This window comes from Streptomyces sp. Ag82_O1-12, from assembly GCF_900182715.1.
GTDB classification, from domain to species: Bacteria; Actinomycetota; Actinomycetes; order Streptomycetales; family Streptomycetaceae; genus Streptomyces; species Streptomyces massasporeus.
Genome location: NZ_FXUW01000001.1, coordinates 2303592 through 2325579, shown reverse-complemented (window position 1 = coordinate 2325579; position 21988 = coordinate 2303592). Strand labels below are relative to the sequence as shown.

The 21988-nt window shown below is 71.9% G+C and carries 23 protein-coding genes; 5 read left to right on the top strand and 18 right to left on the bottom strand.

All coding sequences use genetic code 11. The features are described 5' to 3' along the window. Positions 1-48 precede the first annotated feature (48 nt). The 4 genes from QOL88_RS10755 to QOL88_RS10740 form a co-directional block, all read right to left on the bottom strand. Entirely contained in the window at positions 49-984 is a 936-nt protein-coding gene (locus QOL88_RS10755; protein WP_097216222.1) for a DUF6891 domain-containing protein, read from the bottom strand. Positions 985-1121: 137 nt separating this feature from the next. Next, positions 1122-2153 carry a glutamine synthetase gene (glnII, locus tag QOL88_RS10750; protein ID WP_097216221.1) on the bottom strand — a complete coding sequence of 344 codons (1032 nt, stop codon included), beginning with the start codon at positions 2151-2153 and terminating at the stop codon, positions 1122-1124. Between the two features lie 358 nt (positions 2154-2511). Then, on the bottom strand, positions 2512-3204 hold the full coding sequence (locus tag QOL88_RS10745) for an SCO2207 family protein (protein WP_097216220.1): 693 nt from the start codon (positions 3202-3204) through the stop codon (positions 2512-2514). Between the two features lie 147 nt (positions 3205-3351). Further along, positions 3352-3711 carry an arsenate reductase family protein gene (locus tag QOL88_RS10740; RefSeq protein ID WP_097216219.1) on the bottom strand — a complete coding sequence of 120 codons (360 nt, stop codon included), beginning with the start codon at positions 3709-3711 and terminating at the stop codon, positions 3352-3354. 228 nt (positions 3712-3939) lie between these two features. Here QOL88_RS10740 and QOL88_RS10735 point away from each other — a divergent pair, with 228 nt between their 5' ends. Further along, entirely contained in the window at positions 3940-4254 is a 315-nt protein-coding gene (locus QOL88_RS10735; protein ID WP_097216218.1) for a hypothetical protein, read from the top strand. A gap of 55 nt (positions 4255-4309) precedes the next feature. On the opposite strand, the gene QOL88_RS10730 is transcribed toward QOL88_RS10735, so the two are convergent. After that, positions 4310-5365: an aldo/keto reductase gene (locus tag QOL88_RS10730; protein WP_097216217.1), complete on the bottom strand. Its 1056-nt coding sequence runs from the start codon at positions 5363-5365 to the stop codon at positions 4310-4312. 101 nt (positions 5366-5466) lie between these two features. Between QOL88_RS10730 and QOL88_RS10725 the strand changes: the two genes are divergently transcribed. Further along, on the top strand, positions 5467-6093 hold the full coding sequence (locus QOL88_RS10725; protein WP_097216216.1) for a TetR/AcrR family transcriptional regulator: 627 nt from the start codon (positions 5467-5469) through the stop codon (positions 6091-6093). Positions 6094-6120: 27 nt separating this feature from the next. Here the strand turns inward: QOL88_RS10725 and QOL88_RS10720 are convergent, their stop codons facing one another. The 7 genes from QOL88_RS10720 to glnA form a co-directional block, all read right to left on the bottom strand. Continuing rightward, positions 6121-7308 (bottom strand): winged helix DNA-binding domain-containing protein, encoded by a 1188-nt coding sequence (locus QOL88_RS10720; protein WP_097216215.1) that lies wholly within the window; start codon positions 7306-7308, stop codon positions 6121-6123. A gap of 173 nt (positions 7309-7481) precedes the next feature. After that, the gene (locus tag QOL88_RS10715) at positions 7482-9104 is read right to left on the bottom strand and encodes an alpha/beta fold hydrolase (RefSeq protein ID WP_097216214.1); all 1623 of its coding nucleotides are present in this window, start codon (positions 9102-9104) and stop codon (positions 7482-7484) included. 40 nt (positions 9105-9144) lie between these two features. Next, positions 9145-9729 carry a PspA-associated protein PspAB gene (gene pspAB, locus QOL88_RS10710; protein ID WP_097216213.1) on the bottom strand — a complete coding sequence of 195 codons (585 nt, stop codon included), beginning with the start codon at positions 9727-9729 and terminating at the stop codon, positions 9145-9147. A 7-nt stretch (positions 9730-9736) separates the two neighbouring features. Beyond that, entirely contained in the window at positions 9737-10654 is a 918-nt protein-coding gene (htpX, locus tag QOL88_RS10705) for a zinc metalloprotease HtpX (protein ID WP_097222930.1), read from the bottom strand. A gap of 97 nt (positions 10655-10751) precedes the next feature. Then, positions 10752-11123, bottom strand: coding sequence for a cupin domain-containing protein (locus QOL88_RS10700; RefSeq protein ID WP_097216212.1), 372 nt, complete (start codon positions 11121-11123; stop codon positions 10752-10754). Between the two features lie 176 nt (positions 11124-11299). Next, the gene (locus QOL88_RS10695) at positions 11300-11566 is read right to left on the bottom strand and encodes an SCO2583/SCO2584 N-terminal domain-containing protein (protein WP_097216211.1); all 267 of its coding nucleotides are present in this window, start codon (positions 11564-11566) and stop codon (positions 11300-11302) included. Between the two features lie 111 nt (positions 11567-11677). Further along, entirely contained in the window at positions 11678-13087 is a 1410-nt protein-coding gene (glnA, locus tag QOL88_RS10690; protein WP_097216210.1) for a type I glutamate--ammonia ligase, read from the bottom strand. Positions 13088-13297: 210 nt separating this feature from the next. On the opposite strand from glnA, the gene QOL88_RS10685 reads away from it, so the two are divergent. Then, complete coding sequence (locus QOL88_RS10685; RefSeq protein ID WP_097216209.1) at positions 13298-13765, top strand: RDD family protein; 468 nt, start codon at positions 13298-13300, stop codon at positions 13763-13765. Between the two features lie 116 nt (positions 13766-13881). Here QOL88_RS10685 and QOL88_RS10680 read toward each other — a convergent pair whose 3' ends face one another. The 4 genes from QOL88_RS10680 to lipB form a co-directional block, all read right to left on the bottom strand. After that, positions 13882-14583: a DUF4191 domain-containing protein gene (locus tag QOL88_RS10680; RefSeq protein ID WP_031109922.1), complete on the bottom strand. Its 702-nt coding sequence runs from the start codon at positions 14581-14583 to the stop codon at positions 13882-13884. 75 nt (positions 14584-14658) lie between these two features. Continuing rightward, positions 14659-14862, bottom strand: a complete 204-nt coding sequence (locus tag QOL88_RS10675; protein ID WP_097216208.1) for an SCO2195 family GlnR-regulated protein — start codon at positions 14860-14862, stop codon at positions 14659-14661. A 263-nt stretch (positions 14863-15125) separates the two neighbouring features. Beyond that, positions 15126-16115: a lipoyl synthase gene (gene lipA, locus QOL88_RS10670; protein ID WP_097216207.1), complete on the bottom strand. Its 990-nt coding sequence runs from the start codon at positions 16113-16115 to the stop codon at positions 15126-15128. A 103-nt stretch (positions 16116-16218) separates the two neighbouring features. After that, positions 16219-17019 (bottom strand): lipoyl(octanoyl) transferase LipB, encoded by an 801-nt coding sequence (gene lipB / locus QOL88_RS10665; protein WP_097216206.1) that lies wholly within the window; start codon positions 17017-17019, stop codon positions 16219-16221. Positions 17020-17257: 238 nt separating this feature from the next. Between lipB and QOL88_RS10660 the strand changes: the two genes are divergently transcribed. Beyond that, positions 17258-18736 (top strand): NsdA family TPR-like regulatory protein, encoded by a 1479-nt coding sequence (locus QOL88_RS10660; protein ID WP_097216205.1) that lies wholly within the window; start codon positions 17258-17260, stop codon positions 18734-18736. An 87-nt stretch (positions 18737-18823) separates the two neighbouring features. Here the strand turns inward: QOL88_RS10660 and QOL88_RS10655 are convergent, their stop codons facing one another. Then, on the bottom strand, positions 18824-20230 hold the full coding sequence (locus QOL88_RS10655) for an NAD(P)/FAD-dependent oxidoreductase (RefSeq protein WP_097216204.1): 1407 nt from the start codon (positions 20228-20230) through the stop codon (positions 18824-18826). Between the two features lie 283 nt (positions 20231-20513). Then, complete coding sequence (locus QOL88_RS10650) at positions 20514-21416, bottom strand: TIGR01777 family oxidoreductase (protein ID WP_179878829.1); 903 nt, start codon at positions 21414-21416, stop codon at positions 20514-20516. A 71-nt stretch (positions 21417-21487) separates the two neighbouring features. Between QOL88_RS10650 and QOL88_RS10645 the strand changes: the two genes are divergently transcribed. Further along, the gene (locus tag QOL88_RS10645) at positions 21488-21985 is read left to right on the top strand and encodes a GNAT family N-acetyltransferase (RefSeq protein ID WP_097216202.1); all 498 of its coding nucleotides are present in this window, start codon (positions 21488-21490) and stop codon (positions 21983-21985) included. Positions 21986-21988 lie beyond the last annotated feature (3 nt).

The window sequence follows — 21988 nt, the reverse complement described above, 5'->3', positions numbered from 1 at the left end:
TCTCACTGCTTGGACACGCGCCGGGGGCGCCGCGCGGCCGCTCGCCCCTCATCCCACCAGGCGCTTGCGCCACTCCAGCGGTGTCACGTCGATGGCCTTGCCCGGGTCACCGTCCCACTCCGTGGACAGCCCGGCCGACGTCAGCGCCGCCACGACCTCGTGTCCGACGGCCGTGGTGGTCTGCTCCGAGCCGTCGAACCCGCCGTAGTACAGCGACAGGCCGTGCCCCTCCGCCGCCGCGCGCGTGCCCTGATGGTGGAAGAAGACGAAGCCGTGCACCGCCGACTCGTCGTCCACCTCAGCGCCGATCTCCGTCATGCCGCAGCCCCGGCAGCAGGTGAAGTTCTCCCGGGCGACGATGCCGGCGTCCTCCAAGGCCGCGAAGGCCCGCTCCAGCCGGTCCGGATCGGTCGGCCCGGTCCACGCCTCCTGCTCGTCGACCTGCTCCAGCCACAGCCGCTCGACCAGCGCGCGGGCCTGCGCGGGGGACAGCGGGGACGAGCCCTCGCCGTCCTCCAGCAGATACACCGTCTCGCGGATCATCGCGTCGATGCCCAGGTAGCCGTCCCGGAGCAGCTCGCGGACATGCCCCTCGGCTTGGGCGGCGACCTCGGCCGCGAGCGCGGGCGGCTCCTCGGGCAGCCCGAACTCCTCGCGCTCCCAGGTGACTCCGGCGTCCCAGCCGTCCTCCCGGCGCGCCCAGCGCACCATCACCTCGGCGACGAGACCCGGGTCGCTCACGCGCGTCACCCACAGGTGGGGAACGGACCCGGTGCGGTGCTGGAGGTCGTACGCGCCGTCCTCGTCACGCGCGGTCTGGATGAAGACCCTCGGCCGGTCCGGTATCCGCTGGACCACGAGGAAGTGGTCGTCGGCACCGCCGATCCGCTCCACCAACGCGCGCAGCTCACCCGCCGAAACCCGCGCGTGTGTCCGCCCGCTCTCCGTCAGCACCTTGACCGCGAGGCCCCCGTCGATCTCCATGCCCCCACGATGGCACGCCCCACTGACAACGCGAGGGGGCGCCCTGCCGACAACGCGAGGGGGCGCCCTGCCGACAACGCGAGGGGGCGCCCACCGTGAACGGTGGGCGCCCCCTCGGGAGCCGGGCGGTGCGCCGGTCAGACCTGGCCGGCCTTCTCCAGCGCCGAGCAGCAGGTGTCGACGAGCAGGCGGGTCACCACGTACGGGTCGACGTTGGCGTTCGGGCGGCGGTCCTCGATGTAGCCCTTGCCGTCCTTCTCGACCTGCCAGGGGATGCGGACCGAGGCGCCGCGGTTGGAGACGCCGTAGGAGTACTCGTTCCACGGGGCGGTCTCGTGCAGACCGGTGAGGCGGTCGTCGATGCCGGCGCCGTAGTTCTTGACGTGGTCGAGCGGCTTGGAGCCCTCGCCGAGCGACTCGCAGGCGGTGATGATCGCGTCGTAGCCCTCGCGCATCGCCTTGGTGGAGAAGTTGGTGTGCGCACCGGCGCCGTTCCAGTCGCCCTTGACCGGCTTGGGGTCGAGGGTGGCGGCGACGTCGAAGTCCTCGGCGGTGCGGTAGAGCAGCCAGCGGGCCACCCACAGGTGGTCGGAGACCTCCAGCGGGGAGACCGGGCCGACCTGGAACTCCCACTGGCCGGGCATGACCTCGGCGTTGATACCGGAGATGGCGAGACCGGCCTTCAGGCAGTTGTCGAGGTGGGCCTCGACGACGTCACGGCCGAAGATCTCGTCCGCGCCGACACCGCAGTAGTAGCCGCCCTGGGGAGCCGGGAAGCCGCCCTTGGGGAAGCCGAGCGGGTAGCCGTCCTGGAAGAACGTGTACTCCTGCTCGATGCCGAAGATCGGCTCCTGCGCCGCGAACTTCTCCTCCACCTCGGCCAGCGCCGCGCGGGTGTTGCTGGCGTGCGGGGTGAGGTCGATGTTCAGGACCTCGCACAGCACCAGGATGTCGTCGCCGCCGCGGATCGGGTCCGGGCAGGTGAAGACCGGCTTGAGGACGCAGTCCGAGGAGTGCCCCTCGGCCTGGTTGGTGGAAGACCCGTCGAAGCCCCAGATCGGCAGCGCGTCGAGACCGGCGGGCGCGCCCGAGATGATCTTGGTCTTGGAGCGCAACTTGGCCGTCGGCTCGGTGCCGTCGATCCAGATGTACTCAGCCTTGAAGGTCACGGGGCCACATCCTTCGGGGGTGTGTCTGGGCGCGTGTCGCGGGTGCTGCGGTGCTGCGGCACTGAGGCGCCGCTCACCTGCCCGGCAGCCTGTCAACAGGCGATTTCCCGGCCATTGCTCGAATGTGAACCCCGTGTTACCTGGTGACGCTGTGCCGCACTTCATGCCGGAGGGTGTTTTACGTCGCGGGGCGGCGCCGGTCACCGGCTCCCCTCCGTCAAAGCCGGTGACCGGCGCCGCGCGGCCCCCACGCGCCGGTCCTGCCGCCCCTGGCCGGGGGCGGCAGGACCGGTGACACGTACGAGGGGGCGGCCGAGGGGGTGGCCGCCGCCTCATTCGTTCATTCGGTCGTCACGCCTCACCCCACCTTCTCGATCAGGGCCCGGCGGATCAGGAACTTGCCGGGCTCACGGACCTGTTCGAAGGCCGCGTTGTTGAGCAGCGCACAGCTGCCGGAGACCGAAGTGACCTCCACCGTCGTGGACTTGTTGTTGTCCAGGTTGGTGACCTTCAGCTTCGTGCCGGCCGGGAACTGGTTGCTGGACGCGGCAGGCGCACCGCCCTCACCGGAGAGCGTGACCGTGGAGCCGTTGCACACCTGCTGGCCGGAGGCAGCGGCACCGCCGCCGTTTCCCGCGGGGGCGGACTCGGCCGGCTGCGAGGACTGGGCCGACTCGGCGGGGGCCGAGGGCTGTGCCGACTGGGCGGGCTGCGAGGGCTGCGCGGTCTGGGAGTCCTGAGCCGACTCCCCGACGGCGCACCCCGACGCCTCCTGCTTCCGCTTGATCTCCGCGACGACCGCCTCGCGGTTGGCGATCCGCGCCTCGGACTGCGCGTCCGGGTTGGCCCGCTGGTCCGCGATGAACTTCTGGTTGTTGCCGAGGGCGGTGGCGAGACCCAGGCAGACCGTCGATTCCGACGCCGACCTGGGGGCCGGCGGCGCTGCGTTCGACGTGCTCGCCATGACGAAGGCCCCGCCTCCCGCCACCGTCGCCGCGCTCACCAGCAGCGCGATCTTCTTCTTCGTGCCGAGCGTTCTCCTGCGCGACATGCGCGCCTCCTGAAGAGGTAGGGGAGCGTACGCCGCTATGTACGAGATACCGAACGAGGTTACTCAGCGGTTACAGGAGTCACTCAAGTGACCTGCGCCACACGCCGGTTGTCGGCTGGTCAACGCGCCGGTGGGGCGGCGTCATGGTCAGCGCGACAGGGCGTCCCGCACGGCCTCGTCGGTACGGCCGACCACGGCCGTGCCGTCGTCGGCGGTGATGATCGGGCGCTGGATCAGCTTCGGGTGCGTGGCGAGCGCCGTGATCCAGCGGTCGCGCGAACCGGCGTCCCGCGGCCACTCCTTGAGTCCGACCTCCTTCGCGTCGGCCTCCTGGGTGCGGGTGATGTCCCAGGGTTCGAGACCGAGGCGCTCGAGCACGCCCCGGATCTCGTCCTCGCTCGGCACGTCCTCCAGGTAGCGGCGGACGGTGTAGTCGGCGCCCTCGGCGTCGAGCAGCGTCAGGGCACTGCGGCACTTCGAACACGCGGGGTTGATCCAGATCTCCATGCGCACACGGTACGCGCAGACCCGCTTGTTCGATTTTCTGGCGCCCCACGGGCCCCTCGCCGACCTGCCGTGACATGCCGCCAAATCCCTTGCTCACCTGGGTGTTTGCCGAGCTGCGCGGACTCCCGGTTGTCAGTGCCGGGCGGTAAACTGTAAGCAGTGTTCGAGGGTGGCGCCGGGGATGCCGACGTCTTCGGTGAGCCGCCCGACCGCGACAGGAGGATGCCTGTGCCCGCTGCCGCCCTGACGTCGAAGCCGTTGCCCACCCAGTCCACCGCGAAGCGTCCCGTCCTGCTCGACCTGCCCTATGTGCCCGTTCAGAAGCGGCCGCTGCCACCGGGCCGGCCGCGCCAGTGGTACGTGACGCACAACCGCCGCCTCAAGGCGATGCGCCTGGCCATCGCCCTGCTCGACTCGGGCGTCTACATGCCGAACCAGGCCCGCGACGAGACGATCCGCGACACGGCCGAAATGATCGGCGTGCACCCGCCGTCGGACACGACGTGCCACATGGTGCGGGCGTTCATGCGGTACGCGCGCTGACCCTGCTCCGCTCCGAGCGCCGGGCGCCCCGAACCGCGGGGTGCCCGGCGCTCGCTCATGCCGCCCGGTCGGGCGCCGTGAGCACCGGCGGGTTGAGGCGGGCGAAGCCCTCCTGGCGCTCGTAGGGGAAGTAGGGGTACGGCGCCGGGCGGTGGCTCGCCGCGTCGAGCTTCGCCACCTGCTCGGGGGTGAGGCTCCAGCCGACGGCGCCGAGGTTCTGGCGCAGCTGCCGCTCGTCCCGGGCGCCGATGAGGACGGAGGACACGGTCGGCCGCCGAAGCAGCCAGTTCAGGGCGATCTGCGGCACCGCCTTGCCCGTCTCCTCCGCGATCTCGTCCAGTGCGTCGACGACGTCGAAGAGGTGCTCGTCGGAGACGGGCGGGCCGAATTCGGCGGTGCGGTGCAGCCGGCTGTCGGGCGGGAGCGGTGTGCCGCGGCGGACCCTGCCGGTCAGACGCCCCCAGCCGAGCGGGCTCCAGACGATCGCGCCGAGGCCCTGGTCGAGGGCGAGCGGCATCAGCTCCCACTCGTAGTCGCGGCCGATCAGGGAGTAGTACACCTGGTGGGCCACATAGCGCGGACGGCCGTGCCGTTCGGCGGCCGCGAGGGACTTCATCACCTGCCAGCCGGAGAAGTTGGAGACGCCGGTGTAGCGGACCTTGCCCGCCTGGACCAGCGAGTCGAGCGCGGCCAGCACCTCCTCGACCGGCGTCCCGGCGTCGAAGGCGTGGAGCTGGAAGAGATCGAGGTGATCCGTGCCGAGCCGGCGCAGGGCGTCCTCGCAGGCGCGGATCAGCCGGGAGCGGGAGGAGCCCGCGTCGCCCGGTCCGTCACCCATCGGCAGACTCGTCTTGGTGGAGAGGATCACCTGGTCGCGGCGGCCCTTGACCGCCTGGCCGAGCACCTCTTCGGAGGCGCCGGCGGAGTAGACGTCGGCGGTGTCGAACATCGTGATGCCGGCGTCCAGGCAGATGTCCACCAGGCGGCGTGCCTCCTGCGCGTCGGTGGTGCCCCAGGCGCCGAAGAGCGGACCCCGCCCGCCGAAGGTGCCGGCTCCGAAGCTCAACGCGGGGACCATGAGTCCGGACGCGCCCAATCGCCTGTATTCCATTGCGGGCCCCTCTCGGCAGCGACCTCATTAACGGGTCTGCGGTTCCGTTAGCAGTCACTAAAGTAGCAGGATGAGGTCGCTAATGGAACAGGAGTGCCGTTATGGCTGACGGGGGCGAACCGGGGACCGTCCGGCCCGGGGGACGCACGGCGCGAGTGCGGGAGGCGGTGCTGCACGCGGCCGAGGACGCCCTGACCGAGCAGGGCCTCAGCGGCCTGGACCTGGCCGACATCGCCCGCCGCGCCGACGTGGGCAAGACGACCGTCTACCGCCGCTGGGGAACGGTGGCCGCACTGGTGGCCGACCTCCTCCAGGACATGGCCGAGCAGTCCGCGCCGCGCACCGAGACCGGCTCGCTGCTCGGAGACCTGACGGCCAACGCCCTGCTCGTCCAGCGCACGCTGACGGACCCTCGGCAGGGACCGCTGTTCAAGGCCCTGATCGCCGCCGCCACCGGCGACGCGAGAACGGCCGCCGCACTGCACCGCTTCTACGACATCCGCGTACGGGAATGGGCCCCTTGCGTCCGGCGGGCCGTCGACCGGGGCGAGGTGCCGCAGGGCACCGACGCTCACGAGGTGGTGCGCGCGGTCTCCGCCCCGCTCTACTACCACCTGCTGATCAGCGGGGACCGGCTCGACGAGTCCACGGCCGCCCGCGCCGCCGAGGCCGCCGTGACGGCGGCGCGGGCGGGGGTGTACGTCACGGAACGGGGGAGGAAGGCCTAGGGGGCGCTTCCGTCAGAGCCCCGCCCTTCAGCCCGCCGCCAGTTCCTTCTCCAGCGGTGTCCGGAAGCGGGGCGTGATTCTCGTCGTGCCGAGCCATCCGGTGAGCCGCTCCGCCTCCGAGCCGATCGCCGCGCGGGCCTCCCTGCCGACGCCGTCCTCGTCGAGGATCCGCCAGGCGATCTCCCCGTCGGGCCGCTGAGCCCAGCCGCCGATCACCCGTCCGTTCCACCACACCGTCGGCCCGACGTTGCCGCTGCCGTCGAACAACCGGGGCCGCAGCTCGGGGGCGAGGTACCAGTCGCGCTGCTGCCAGCCCATCGCCGTCGGGTCGAGGGCGGGCAGCAGCGCGGCCCAGGGCTCGTCGGGCGAGGGCACCGGGTCCGCGTCGCCCGCGGCCACGAACCCCGTGCCCTCGTCCAGCGACACCGGCTCCGCCCCGATCGCGGCCAGGGCCCTGCGGACCTCCGTCACGCGCCACCCCGTCCACCACTTCAGGTCGGCCTCGGTCGCCGGACCGCACGCGCCGAGCCACCGACTCAGCAGCTCCGCCTGCGCCTCCGCCGTGTCCAGCTCGGCATGCTCGGGCGCGACGGCCCAGCGGAACTGGCTGGACGTCCAGGAGCCGAGCGGCCGGCCGCGCACGACCTTCCCCTCGACGCCCAGCACCCTCAGCAGCCGGGTCGAGACCGTGTGCGTCCCCTCGTAGCCCTTCCCGGCCGCGTAGACGAACTGCTCCCGCAACCGCGGCTCGTCCTGGGCGAGTTCGGCCGCGGTCGCCTGTCCGCGCCGGGCGAGCGCCGCCAGTGTCGACTCCTCGACCTCCTTCAGCCAGGCCGCGTCCGGCGCACCCGCCGTCGCCATGTGCTTGAGAAGTGAGGACCTCTCCCGGGCGGCGACGGCCAGCCCCGTCGAGGCGTGCACGACGGCGGTCAGCCCGGTGGGGAACACGAACACCGTGTGCCGCATGCCGTGCATCCGCACCAGGGAACGGTCCTCGTACAGGGCCCGCCCCGTCTCCTCGACGGTCCCGGCGGGGTCGGCGAGTCGGGCGCCCACCGCCAGATACACCGTCGCCGGGTCCGTGCCGTGCAGCGCGACCAGCGCGTCGGCGACCTCCTCGGGCGTCCCCGCCCGAGCCTGCCCCGCGAGCTGCTGGCGCAGCGCGAGCCGGTCCCGCCGCTCCGCCACGCCGATGTACCGCGCTCCGCCGCCCATGCTGGGCCTCCACTCGCCGCGTCCTGTGACCCTCCTGGCATCATCGCCGACGCCACTGACAGTCGCCCCTGACCGGCCTGCCGCCTCAGCCGTACCGGCCTGTCGCCTCAGCCGTGCCGGCCTGTCGCCTCAGCCGTGCCGGCCTGTCGCCTCAGCCGTGCCGGCCTGTCGCCTCAGCCGTACCGCTCCAGCAGCCCCGTCACATACGCCTCCAGCCGCCCGCCCAGCACCTCCGGCGTCAGATCCGTCCGGCCCAGTTCCCGCCACGGCACCGCCAGCTTCGCCGCGTCGGGGACGTAGGCCAGGGCGTCGAGCAGCCGCCAGTACAGATGCTCCGGGCCGTCGGTCAGGCGCCGCCCGCCCCGGGCTTCGTAGCGCTCCCGGAAACCGAGGCCGCACTCCGGGCCGTGCAGCAGCGCGAGTGCGGTGGAGCAGTGGGCGACGTCCAGGTCGGCAGGCCCCCACGAGGCCTCCACCCAGTCGACGACGCCGCTGATCCGCAGCTCGGCCCCCGCACCCGTGAACAGCACGTTCCCGGGGTGGAAGTCCCGGTGCAGGAAGCAGCCGTCGTACGGCGGGGGATCGCGGCGGATGACGTCCACGGCCCCCTCCCACCCCGGGGGAACCGCCGCAGGCGAGGTCCACGCCTGGTACGTCCGCGGACGCTCCCGGGGCACGACCCGGTGGATCCGGGCCAGCTGGCCCGCCAGCAGGTCCACCCGCGCGTCGAGTTCCCCCTCGTCGACCCGGACCCGCCCCGGCAGCACCGACATCAGCAGGGACGGATGGTCGCAGTGCTCCCCGGTCGCGTCCACACCGATCAGCTCGGCGGCCGGCACGCCCTCCCGCCCCGCCAGCAGCGTGAGCATCTCCGCCTCGCGGGCCAGCAGTCCGGGCGCGTGCCGACGGAAGAAGGGCTTCACGAACGTCCGCAGCGCCAGCTCGGTGCCGTCGTCGAGGGCCAGCCGCCGCATCTGGGCGCTCCAGCCCCCGGCCAGAAAGGACGACGTGGCGACCGTGCGGCCCTCCGGGAGCTGCTTGGCCACCCACGCGCGGGTCGCCGACCAGCCCTGTTCGCCGAGCCCGGTCAGCACAGCGGAGACGAACTCCCGCCGGTCGTCCGGGTGATCGCGAAACCGGAGACCCAACCGGTGCCCGGCGCCCGGGAGTTCCCGGTGCGTGAACTGCGCACGCCGGGCCAGCGCCTCGGAGAGTGCCTCCGTCACGGCGGGCGGGATGACCTCGTCCGTGTCCGGCACCGCGAGCACCGCCCGGCCCTCGAACGCCCTCAGGACGTCGAGCGCGGGCGCCGCACGCCAGCTCCCGGGCCTGCGGATGATCTCGCTGAACCGACCGTCGCCCGAGCCGAACGGCACGTCCCACGCCTCGCCCGCGTACACCGCCGGCGCGCACAGCCCCAGGGCCGCCACCCGCTCCCCGTAGTGCCGTACGAGATCCGCCACCGTCTGGCCGCTCATGCTGAACCCGACCAGGACCAGCGGCCCGTCCACCCGCGCGCGTGCGTCGATCACCGAGACGGCCTGCTCGAAGCGGCGCCGCAGGCTCAGCTCCCGCAGCAGGCCCGTGCTCTCCCCGTGCCCCGAGAAATCGAAGGCGAGGGCGTGACAGCCGCGGGCCGCGAACTCCGCCAGCAACGGCACCAGCCGCTCCTTGCTGCCGTTGCCCGCGCCGTGCAGCAGCACGACCGTCACCCGGGCCTGCTCAGCCCCGCCGCAGGACAGCCCGCTGAGCCGTTCGCCGTCGAGGACATGGGTGAAGGGGATCAGCTCACTCATACGGCCATTCACTCACGCGGCCCCCGGCCCCGGAGGGCGTTCACAACCCCGGCGCTCCCCACACCGGGAACCAGCGGCTCAGGTCCTGCTCGACGCGCAGGTCGCCCGAGAGCGCGGCCCGCACCTGGAGTTCGAGAGCGTTGTCGCGCCGCTGTGTTCCGTCCGGCAGGGGCGCGAACGGGTAGAACGTGCCACGCTTGTAGAGGTAGACGAGCGCGAGCCGCCGACCGGAGGGATCCTCGAACCCGGCCAGCGAACACAGCAGTTGGGGGCCGAACCCGTTCACCTCCATCTGGCTGTTCACGGCGTGCAGGTCGTTCACGAGCGCGGAGAGCTGGTCGGGGGCACGGCGGGAGACCAGCCAGGAGTAGCCGTAGTCGTCCTGGCACAGCTCCACCGGGGGGCCGTCGCGGTCGGTGTCGGCGTCCAGCAGGGCCTGCACCTCGCGGTGGGACTGCTCGAAGGCCGCGCCCTCGACCGTGGCGAAGCACACCGCGCCCTGCCCGGTCGGTGTGAAGCCGGCGGCGGCCTCCAGGGTCACGGCCGCCGAGGGCAGCGCGAAGAGCCGGTCGAGATCCGCCACGACCGGTTTCGTCCGGCCGAGCAGGATGTCCAGCAGCCCCATGCGCCGATCACACCCCTCCGGGTGCCGCCGCCTCGCCCAGTTCGGCGGAGATACGGCCCAGCTGGTCGAGCCGCTGCTCCAGGCTCGGGTGGGTCGAGAAGAGGCGGGCGATGCCGGGCTCACGGCCCAGGGCGGGCGTGAAGTAGAAGGCGTTGAAGGCCTGGGCCGTGCGCAGGTCCTTGGTCGGAATGCGGGCGATGTCGCCGGAGACCTTGGTGAGCGCGGAGGCCAGCGCCGAGGGCCGGCCGGTGAGCTGCGCGGCCGCCCGGTCGGCGGCCAGTTCCCGGTACCGGGACAGGGCCCGGATCAGCAGGAAGCTGATCGCGTACACGGTCGCGGCGACACCCATCACCGCGGCGAACACGGCAGCCGTGTTCTGGTCCCTCCTGGCCCCGCCGAACAGCTGCGAGTAGAAGGCGAACCGCACGATCAGCCCTGCGATCACCCCGAGGAACGACGCGACGGTGATCACGGCGACGTCCTTGTGCGCCACGTGCGACAGCTCGTGCGCCAGCACGCCCTCCAGTTCGGCGGGCTTCAGCCGCCGCAGCAGCCCGGTCGTCACACAGACCACCGCGTGGTCGGGGTTCCGCCCGGTCGCGAACGCGTTCGGCATGTCCATACCGGACACCGCCACCACCGGCTTGGGCATGTCGGCCAGGGCGCACAGCCGGTCGATCACCGCGTGCAGCTCGGGATACTCCTCCCGCTCCACGACCCGCCCGTGCATGGCGTACAGCGCGATCCGGTCGGAGAACCAGTACTGCGCGCCGAGCAGTGCCGCCGCGATCACCACGACCAGCACCCACGACTTCAGCAGCACGATCAACGCGGCGACGAACCCCACGTACAACAATCCGAGCAGGAACAGCGTGATCCCCATCCGGGTGGTCAACCGCCGGTCGCTCCGGAAGCGGCTGTGCATCTGCATCACCCCGCAGTCACGCACTCGTCCCACAGCCAGTGTGCACCCGGCGCCTCCCATGAACGGGTCGCGATCGGCCCCAGGACCGGCAAAGTCGTCAGCCGCCCCGGCCCACCGCGTAGCCCGGCACGGACGGCCACCGCACCGTCAGCACGACCGACTCCTCCTCCGCGACCCACGAGTGATCGACCCCGCGCCCCCACACGACGTAGTCGCCCTGCCGCTCCAGCAGCACGCTGCGCCCAGGCAGTTCGACCCGGAAGCGCCCGCTGACGAGCACCAGCAGCGCGGTCCGCTCCTCACCCCGCACCCACTCGGCCCGCTCGTCCCCCGGGGGATGCACCCCCCACTTGATCTCCACGGCCTCACTGTGCCGCGGATCCCCGGCGTCCTTGAAATGCCCGAGGATCCACCCCCGGTCCAGGCCGGCGTCCACACCGGCGTTGCCCACATACACGCTGTCGTCCACGGGGCCGGACGCTAGCAGCCGCGCCCCGGGCCGCCGGGCAGCCGTACGATCCGGCCCCGTGCCTCGGCCAACCGGTGCGCGGCGAGCCGGACGTGCCGGGGCCGCTCCGCCGCGAGGCGCTCCGTCAGCCGTACGACACAGGGACGGTGACCGGCGCGCGGATTTGTCGCCGGCTGCTAGTACGGGGCCCTGAAGTTGATGTACCCCAGCAGCACGATCACCGCCGCCACGCAGCCCAGCACCACGGCCGTCGAGATCCACGAGGAGCGGCGGCGTGAACCGATGTGCTCCGGGTCGGCGCGGAAGGGCACGGGCCCGGGCGGGTTGTGCTTCCAGCGCGCGGCGAGCATACGGGCCCGGGCCGAGGGCTCCTTGTACTCGGCTCCGTCCGCCCATCTGAGGTCGAACTCGCGCTCCTGGTCGTCCTGTTCGTGCTCGGGCATTCCCGCTCCACCCCCGTGTGGTCCTTTCCCCAAGAATAGAACAAACGCCCGCGCCCCCGCCGTCGGAAACGACAGCGGGGGCGCGGGCGTGATGCCTCGGTCAGGCGTCGATCACACGTCGAAGTACAGCTCGAACTCGTGCGGGTGCGGACGCAGCTGCAGCGGCGCGATCTCGTTCGTGCGCTTGTAGTCGATCCACGTCTCGATCAGGTCCGGGGTGAACACGTCGCCCTGGAGCAGGAACTCGTGGTCGGCCTCCAGGCGGTCGAGGACGGCCGGGAGGGAGGTCGGCACCTGCGCGACGCTCGCGTGCTCCTCGGGAGCCAGCTCGTACAGGTCCTTGTCGATCGGCTCGGCCGGCTCGATCTTGTTCTTGATGCCGTCGAGGCCCGCGAGGAGGAGGGCCGAGAAGGCGAGGTACGGGTTGCCGGAGGAGTCGGGCGCGCGGAACTCGACGCGCTTGGCCTTCGGGTTGGAGCCCGTGATCGGGATACGCATGGCCGCGGAGCGGTTGCGCTGCGAGTACACCAGGTTGATCGGCGCCTCGAAGCCCGGGACCAGACGGTGGTAGGAGTTCACCGTCGGGTTGGTGAACGCCAGCAGCGACGGGGCGTGCTTGAGGATGCCGCCGATGTAGTAGCGGGCGGTGTCCGACAGGCCCGCGTAGCCGGCCTCGTCGTAGAACAGCGGCTGGCCGCCGGTCCACAGCGACTGGTGGACGTGCATGCCCGAGCCATTGTCACCGAAGATCGGCTTCGGCATGAAGGTCGCGGTCTTGCCGTTCTGCCAGGCCACGTTCTTCACGATGTACTTGAAGAGCTGGAGGTCGTCGGCCGCGGCGAGCAGGGTGTTGAACTTGTAGTTGATCTCCGCCTGGCCGGCGGTGCCCACCTCGTGGTGCTGGCGCTCGACCTGGAGGCCGGAGGCGGCCAGCTGGAGGGAGATCTCGGCACGCAGGTCGGCGAAGTGGTCGACCGGCGGGGTCGGGAAGTAGCCGCCCTTGTAGCGAACCTTGTAACCACGGTTGTTCTCGACCGCACCGGTGTTCCAGGCGCCGGCCTCGGAGTCGATGTGGTAGAAGCTCTCGTTCGCGCTGGTCGCGAAGCGGACGGAGTCGAAGACGTAGAACTCGGCCTCGGGACCGAAGTACGCGGTGTCAGCGATACCGGTCGACGCGAGGTAGGCCTCGGCCTTCTTCGCCACGTTGCGCGGGTCACGGGAGTACTGCTCGCCCGTGATCGGGTCGTGGATGAAGAAGTTGATGTTGACCGTCTTGTCGCGGCGGAACGGGTCGACCCGGGCGGTCGACAGGTCCGCGCGGAGCGCCATGTCGGACTCGTGGATGGCCTGGAAGCCGCGGATCGAGGAGCCGTCGAAGGCGAGCTCCTCGGCCGGGTCGAAGGCCTCGGCAGGGATCGTGAAGTGCTGCATCACGCCCGGCAGGTCGCAGAAACGGACGTCGACGAACTTGACGTCCTCGTCCGCGATGAACTTCTTGGCCTCGTCGGCGTTCTGGAACATCCAGCTCCTCCTACTCCCGACCGTCCCGCCGGGGTGGTAGTTCGTTCGTGCGGCCAGTGCGGGTGGCACACGCTGACCTCGACCCTAGGGACGGGTGGTTTCTCGGGCGTGACTCGTTTGTTTCGCACAAGTTAACCGGCTCACCTTCCACCGTAGCCCGGACACACCCCTCCGTGCCCTGGTCATTTACGGGCGCAGTACCGTGGACGGGTGGACAACAGGCAAGCACTCGGATCGTGGCTCTCCGGGCCCCGTGCGGCCGCGGAAGAGGCCGGTGTCGACTTCGGATACCGGGGTGAGCAGCTCGGTCTGCCCGCGGAGGGACCCGGCTCGATCGCCCGCCCGGGCCGCCGGATCGGCGCCCTCGCCGTCGACTGGGGCCTGTGTCTCCTGATCGCATACGGTCTCATCACGCAGAGCTACAACGAGGCGGCCCAGATCTGGGCGCCGCTCATCATGTTCGCGCTGATGGTCCTCACGGTCGGTACGGTCGGCTTCACCCCGGGCAAGCGCCTGTTCGGCCTGCGGGTGCTCGCCCTGGACACCGGCCGGGTCAGCCCCTGGCGCGCCGCGCTGCGCACGGTCCTGCTCTTCCTCGCGATCCCCGCGCTGATCTGGGACCGCGACGGCCGCGGCCTGCACGACCGGCTGGCGGGCACGGTCGAGGTCCGCATCTGACCGTCGAGGTCCGCATCTGACCTGCGCCGCGCAACAAGATCCGGCATGGACATCCGACATGAAGAGGGGCGCCCGGTGTGATCCGGGCGCCCCTCTTCATGTCGGTGTGCGGAGTGTCAGCGAGCCTTCGGCCCGCCCTTCGGCAGCCGCATGCCCTTCGGCATCGGCCCCTTCGGCAGCGGCATGTTGCTCATCAGGTCACCGAGGGCGCGCAGCCGGTCGTTGGTGGCCGTGACCTGCGGACCGGTCAGCACGCGCGGGAGCTTGAGCATGGTCGTCCGCAGCTTCTTCAGCTCGACCTGACCTTCGCCCGTGCCCACGACCAGGTCGTGCACCGGGACGTCCGCGACGATGCGGTTCATCTTCCGCTTCTCGGCGGCCAGCAGGGTCTTCACCCGGTTCGGGTTGCCCTCGGCGACCAGCACGATGCCGGCCTTGCCGACCGCGCGGTGCACCACGTCCTGGTTGCGGTTCATCGCCACCGCGGGGGTCGTCGTCCAGCCCCGGCCGATGTTGTCGAGCACCGCCGCCGCGGCGCCGGGCTGTCCCTCCATCTGCCCGAAGGCGGCCCGCTCGGCCCGGCGCCCGAACACGATCGCCGACGCGAGGAAGGCGAGCAGGAGGCCCAGGATGCCGAGATAGATGGGGTGACCGATCAAGAAACCGATCGCGAGGAAGACACCGAAGGTGACGATTCCGACTGCCGCGAGTACAAGACCGATCTTCTTGTCGGCCTTGCGGGTCATCTTGTAGGTCAGAGCGATCTGCTTCAGTCGCCCGGGGTTCGCAGCGTCCGCTGCAGGTTCCTTCCTCGCCATGCCACGAAGTCTACGTGGCCCCACAAGCGCCTACGACGGCAGTGCCCGCGGGGGCCCCTGGGGGAGGGCCGGGGGTCAGAGACGGACGGACAGGGACTGCTCGATGACGCGCTGCGTCTCGACCCGGTCCTTGGCGCGACGGCGGTCCTCCAGCACGGAGGTCCAGGCGTTGCGGCGGGCGGTGCGCTGACCGCTGCTCATCAGCAGCGACTCGACGGCGCGCAGTGCGGTCGTGAAGGACGGAATCGCGGTGGCGCGGACGGGCGGCGCGGCCTGCATGGGTGAGGTCCCCCCTCGGGTGATGGGTGTACGTGCTGTGAGTTCAGCGTCACTGATTGGTGTTACCAGGGCGTGACCGGCCGGTCAAACACCCATGAAGCCCTGGCGGGGGGCGGTGGAACGCCGACGCGGTCCTGACATGTGCCCTCAACTGCGAGGACGGTCAGGACCGCGTCAAATCGGTCGCTACCGGCGGGTAGTCTCTTGTGCGCGAATTCACACGCTTGTCCCGCCCCGTGTGGGGCAGAGGTGGTGACGGTCCGTCAGACCGCCTGCGCCGCGATGTGGTCGTCGCCCCGCCGCGGAGCGGCCGAATGACGCTGTTCCATGGCCATCTGGTAGAGCCGCCCGGCGCGGTACGAGGAGCGCACCAGCGGTCCGGACATCACGCCGGAGAAGCCGATCTGCTCGGCCTCCTCCTTCAGCTCCACGAACTCGTGGGGCTTCACCCAGCGCTCCACCGGGTGGTGGCGCACGGAGGGCCGCAGGTACTGCGTGATGGTGACCAGCTCGCAACCCGCCTCGTGCAGCTGCTTCAGCGCGTCGCTGACCTCTTCGCGGGTCTCGCCCATGCCGAGGATCAGGTTCGACTTGGTGACCAGGCCGTAGTCGCGCGCCTCGGTGATCACCTTCAGGGAGCGCTCGTAGCGGAAGCCGGGGCGGATGCGCTTGAAGATCCGCGGGACCGTCTCGACGTTGTGCGCGAAGACCTCGGGCCGGGAGGAGAAGACCTCCGCCAGCTGCTCGGGGACCGCGTTGAAGTCGGGGGCCAGCAGCTCGACCTTGGTGCGGCCGGACTCGCGGCCCGCGGTCTGCTGGTGGATCTGGCGCACGGTCTCGGCGTACAGCCAGGCGCCGCCGTCCTCCAGGTCGTCGCGGGCGACACCGGTGATCGTGGCGTAGTTCAGGTCCATCGTGACCACGGACTCGCCGACGCGGCGGGGCTCGTCGCGGTCGAGCGCCTCGGGCTTGCCGGTGTCGATCTGGCAGAAGTCGCAGCGCCGGGTGCACTGGTCGCCACCGATGAGGAACGTGGCCTCCCGGTCCTCCCAGCACTCGTAGATGTTGGGGCAGCCGGCTTCCTGGCAGACCGTGTGCAGGCCCTCGCTCTTCACGAGCTTCTGCATCGCGGTGTACTCGGGACCCATTTTCGCCCGGGTCTTGATCCACTCGGGCTTGCGCTCGATGGGGGTCTGGCTGTTGCGGACCTCCAGGCGCAGCATCTTGCGTCCGTCGGGTGCGACTGCGGACACGACCGGCTCCCTAGCGATTGATTCTTCGGCGTCCTCAAGGGTACGCCCGTTGATTTGAAAGCCTGCGGGGGTGCTGGCCCCTTCAGCTCCCGCGCGGGCCGATTTATGCCGCCGGAGTCTTCTCGATCTCCCGCGGCTTCAGCTCCGCGTTCTCCAGGACGTCCCGCAGATGCCGCTCCACGACCGGCAGGACCTCCTCGATCGTCACGTCCCGGCCGAGCTCGCCGGCCAGCGAGGCGACGCCCGCGTCGCGGATGCCGCAGGGGATGATCCGGTCGAACCACTTGTTGTCGGGGTTCACGTTGAGCGCGAAGCCGTGCATGGTGACGCCCTTGGCGACGCGGATGCCGATCGCGGCGATCTTGCGGTCCTCGCGGCGCTGGCCCGCGTTGGACGGCGCGTACTCCGGGCCGTTCATGCGCGGGTCGAACTCCTCGTCCTGCAGCCGGGGGTCGAAGTCCAGTGACAGCCCGCCGAGCGCGGGGCGCTGCTCGATGGGGTCGCCCAGGATCCACACGCCGCTGCGGCCCTCGACCCGGCTCGTCTCCAGGCCGAACTCCGCGCAGGTGAGGATCAGGGCCTCTTCGAGGCGGCGCACGTGCGCCACGACGTCCACCGGGCGCGGGAGCTTCTGGATGGGGTAGCCCACCAGCTGGCCGGGGCCGTGCCAGGTGATCTTGCCGCCGCGGTCCACGTCGATGACCGGCGTGCCGTCCAGGGGCCGCTCGTTGTCCGCCGTGCGCCGTCCGGCCGTGTAGACCGGAGGGTGCTCCAGGAGCAGCACGGTGTCGGGGATCTCGTCGGCGAAGCGCGCCGCGTGCACGCGGCGCTGCTCGTCCCACGCCTCCTGGTACTCGACGGCCTCGTCACCGAACCCCACGCGGACGAACCGCAACTCACTCACGGCAAGTGCCTCCCTCGAACGGGTGTGTCAGGCACGTAACGCGCCCAAGCCACTGTACGTCCGGCCCGGACTCGTCAGTCCCGGGGTCAATCCTCACACGATCGGATGAATGTCCGTGAAAGTGTGTGATGGGGTGTTTACTCTCCGCTACATTCGCGCCGTCCAGCAAGCCAAAAGGCCTGCTCACAGGCAATCCGGCACGTCACCCACACCGGAAGGCAGGAGACCGCACCGCACCATGACGGAACGACCCGCGCAGCGCACCCCCAACCGACAGCTCGCCGCGCTCATCGCAGAAGCGGGGTTCTCCAACGCGGGACTCGCCCGTCGCGTGGACCAGCTCGGTCTCGAACACGGGCTCGACCTGAGATACGACAAGACATCCGTCACCCGGTGGCTGCGCGGGCAGCAGCCCAGGGGCACCACGCCCGCCCTCATCGCCGAGGTCTTCACCCGGCGCCTGGGCCGCCGCCTCACCGCCCAGGACCTCGGCCTGGACGCCTGCGCCCCCGTCTACGCGGGGCTGGAGTTCGCCGCCGCCCCCGAGGAGGCCGTCGACATCGTCAGCGCGCTGTGGCGCAAGGACTCCGGCAGCCACGCCGAGCTCCGCAAGATCGCCTTCACCCCGGCCGGGCTCGTCGTGCCCAGCCGGGACTGGCTGATCGGCCGGGCCGACGAGAAGGTCGCCCGGGGCGAGCCGGCCCCCGCCCGCATCCCGGCCCAGGGCCGCCCCGCCCTGCGCCCCACGGCCACGGCCGAGCAGGGTGTGCCGTCCCTGCCCCGCCACCGCGGCGGGGCCGAGCGCGGACCCGGCCAGAAGGTCACCGCCGGCGACATCGCCGCCCTGCGCTCGGTCGGCGAGCTGTTCCGCACCCTCGACGACGCCTACGGAGGCGGCCACGCCCGTCAGGCCCTCGTGCGCTACCTGGAGCACGAGTGCGAGCCCATGCTGCGCGGCACCTACGGCGAGCAGACCGGCCGCCGGCTGTTCGCCGCCGCCGCCGACCTGACCCGGCTCGCGGGCTGGACGTCGTACGACATCGCCGCGCACGGACTCGCCCAGCGCTACTTCGTGCAGGCCCTGCGGCTCGCCCAGGCGGCCGGGGACCGCGCGTACGGGGCCTATGTGCTGGTCACCATGAGCCGCCAGGCCGTCTACCTCGGGCACGGGCGTGAAGCCGTCCAGCTCGCCCGGGTGGCCCAGCAGGGCGTCGGCACCTCCGGGCCGCCCGTCGTCCAGGCCCTGCTGCACGCCTCCGAGGCGCGCGGGCACGGGGTGCTCGGCGAGGTCAGGGCCTGCACCGCCGCCCTGGTCCGCGCCGAACGCGCCCTGGAGACGGCCCGGCCCGGCGACGACGTCCCGCACTGGGCGAAGTTCTTCGACGAGGCCCAGCTCGCCGACGAGTTCGGCCACTGCCACCGCGACCTGCAGCAGTTCCGCGCCGCCGCCCAGCACGCGGAACGCTCACTCCAGCTGCGGGCACCCTCCTTCGCCCGCAGCCGGCTCTTCTGCCGGGTGGTCCTCGCCACCGCCCGCCTGGGCCTGGGCGAACTCGACCAGGCCTGCCAGCTCGCCGCGGAGGCGGCGGGCCAGGCCGCGGAGATGCGCTCGGTACGGGCGGTGGAGTACGTGAGGGACTTCGAGCGACGACTGGAGCCGTACAAGGACGCGGCGCCGGTGCGTACGTACCGCGACAAGGTGGCGGCCTTGGGGTGAGGTGCGTGGGGGCGCGGGGCTGTGTCGATGTGCGGCTTGGCCGCGTGGGCGCGACAAGCCCCCACGCACCCGCACCCGGCAAAGCGCCTACGCGGCCCGCGGCACAGTAGGCAGCGGATCGGCAACGTGCATCGACCGCCCCGCCCCCAGGTCCGCCAGAATCGCCGCCGACGCCCGATGCCCCGAGTGCAGAGCGCCCTGGACCGTACTGGTGTCCCGGTGATCCCCGCACACATACAGCCCGGCGATCAACCGCACCGGCCGTCGCAGATCATGCGGCGGCCGCATCGCCGGCACCGCCTCCGCCGTCCGGTGCACGGCCAGCGTCTCCCAACGGGCCGTCGGCACCCCGTACAACCGCGCCAGATGCATCCGCACCGCCGTGTCGACATCGCCCGGCGGCCGCCCCAGCACCGTGGAGGAGATCAACGCCCGCCCCGCCGGCGCCCGGGAGGGATCGACGTCACTGACCACCGCCGTGTGCGCGACCGGCCCGCCGAGATCCGCGTCGAGCAGCAACGACGCCCCCGTCGCCGGAGGCTCGTCCGTCGTGTGGTGCACCACCGTCACCGGATGGAACTCCGGCACCCGCAACCCGGGCAGCAACTCGGCGGCGGCGCGCGCACCCGTCGCCACCAGGACCGCCCGGCACCGGATCTCACCGTGCTCCGCGGTCGTCACCGACGTCGTCGAGACGGAGGTGACGCGCACGCCGGTGTGAACGGTGCCCGGTGGAAGGGTGCGCGCCAGCAAGTCCGGCAGGGCCTCGGCGCCGCCCTCCGGCAGACACAGCCGGCCCCGGGCGAAGGCGCGCAGCGCGAGGTCCGCGCACCGGCTGGACGTCGTCAGGCCCGGGTCGCACAGCAGCGCGGCGAGCAGCGGACGCAGGAAGCCGTCGATCGTACGGGCGGGCAGCCCACGGGCCGCCAGGGCCTGGCCGGCGGGCAACTCCGGACGGGCCAGCAGCCGTTCGGCCGGTGTGCCCGCCAGCCGGGTCAGGGCGGCGCCCAGCCGGGCCTGGTCGACGGCCGTGCCGAGCGGGGCGCCGGACCGGCTCCGGGGGACGGAGACCTGCCGGCCGGGCACGGCCACCGGCCTCCTCGGCGGCCTCGGTGCGGACGACGGGCGGGGAGCACTCGCCAGCGCGCGTACCGCGTGCAGTGCGCCCCGTGCGCCCCCTGCACCCGGCTGGACGCCCGCGCGGTGGTGGCGTCCGTCGCCGTGCAGCAGGACACCGGGTGCGAAAGGCCGCAGCACCAGGCCGTCGAGACCGGGTGTCTGCCGTAGTTCGGGATACGCCGTGGACAGCAACTGGCCGATCCTGTCGAGCCGGAAGCCGTCGACCTTCTCCGTCGCCATGCGGCCGCCGACCCCGTGGGCGGCCTCCAGGACCATGGTCGTCACTCCTGCGCTGGTCAGCCGGTGCGCGGCCGAGAGTCCGGCGACCCCGGCCCCTACGACGACCACGTCCGCCTGGTACGCGGGCTCAAGCACGTGCCCCTCCTCGAGGTTGCGCGGGCGCTGGAGACGTCATGCCCTCAACAGGCCGCAGGGATACGCGAGTTCTGGTCGAGGGTAGGACCGTGATCGGTCAGCGGGAGTCGCGCATCGGCAGGGCACGGTCGCACAGCGGTCGCATACGGACACCTGGTGGGCATGAAGTGGTCACAGGGGGCTGGTGTGCGCCCAGGGGAGCTGTCTCGGAACGGCCGGTCGGATCCCGGACAGGCGGCCGGTGTGCGCCGCCCGGCCGGGTTCCGGCGGGGCGGGGAGGCCGTCACAGGGCCGCGCGGATCGCCCCCTCGATCTCCGGGAAGGCGAAGCGGAAGCCCGACTCCAGCAGGCGCGTCGGCAGCGCCCGGGTGCTGCCGAGGACGTCCCCGGCCATCTCGCCGAGCACGGTGCGCAGGACGGTGGCGGGCACCGGGAACAGGGTCGGCCGGTGCAGCACACGGCCCATCGCCGCCGTGACCTCACGGTTCGTCACGGGGTTGGGGGCGGTGATGTTGAACGGCCCCGTCAGGCCGTCGGTCTCGATCAGATGCCGGATCGCGGCGACCTCGTCGTGCAGCGCGACGAACGACCAGTACTGCCGCCCGTCGCCCATCCGCCCGCCGGCCCCCGCCCGGAACAGCGGGAACAACCGCCCCCAGGCGCCGCCCTCGCGGGAGACGACCAGCCCGGTCCGGGTGAACACCGTGCGGACACCGGCCTCCTGGGCGGGAGCGGTGGCCCCCTCCCACTCCACGCACAGCGCGGGCAGGAAGCCCTCTCCCGCGGGCGCGCTCTCGTCGACCGTCCGTTCGCCGGTCTCGCCGTAGTAGCCGATGGCGCTGCCGTTGACGAAGACCCGCGGGCGGTCCTTCGTGTCCAGCGAGGCGACCGCCTCGGCGAGGGCCGCCGTGCCGTTCACGCGACTGTCGCGCATCCGCCGCTTGTAGGCGTCCGTCCAGCGCCGGTCGCCGACGCCGGCCCCCGCCACGTTGACCACGGCATGGCAGCCGGCGAGACCGGCCGCGTCCACGTGCCCGCCCTCGGGATCCCAGCGGATCTCCCCGGCCGTCTGGGGCGTGCCGCGCACCAGGCGGCGCACCTCGTGCCCGTCGGCGGTCAGGGACCGCACCAGGGCGCTGCCGATGAGGCCGGAGGCACCCGCCACCGCAATCCTTGAATGTTCCATGAATCCATCCTGCCGGGTGGCCCCGTAAAACCCTTGCAAGGTCTTGATCCGCTCGCCGTAGGGTGACGCCCATGCCCGAGCACCCCGCACCGCGCATCCGTGTCGCCCGGCCCGAGGACGACGAGGAGCTGGCCCTGCTCGACCGGCTCACCTGGTCGCACCGGCACGCGGTGATGCCCGAGCCGCAGCCGCCGTACCCTCCCTTCTTCAGCGAGCGGCACGCCCCCGAGGACTGCCTGGTCGCCGAGCTCGGCGGGCGTCTCGCGGGCTATGTCCACCTCGGCTTCCCCACCCCGCTCGACTCGAACCGGCATGTGCGCCAGATCCAGGGCCTCGCCGTCGCCGAGGAGGCACGCGGCCGTGGGGCCGGGCGGGCGCTGGTCCGGGCCGCCGTCGACGAGGCCCGCCGGCGCGGGGCCCGCCGCCTCACCCTGCGGGTCCTCGGACACAACACCGCGGCCCGGGCGCTCTACGAGGCCGAGGGGTTCGTGGTCGAGGGGATCCTGCCCGAGGAGTTCCTGCTCGACGGGGCCTACGTGGACGACGTGTTCATGGGGCGCTTCCTGTGAGCC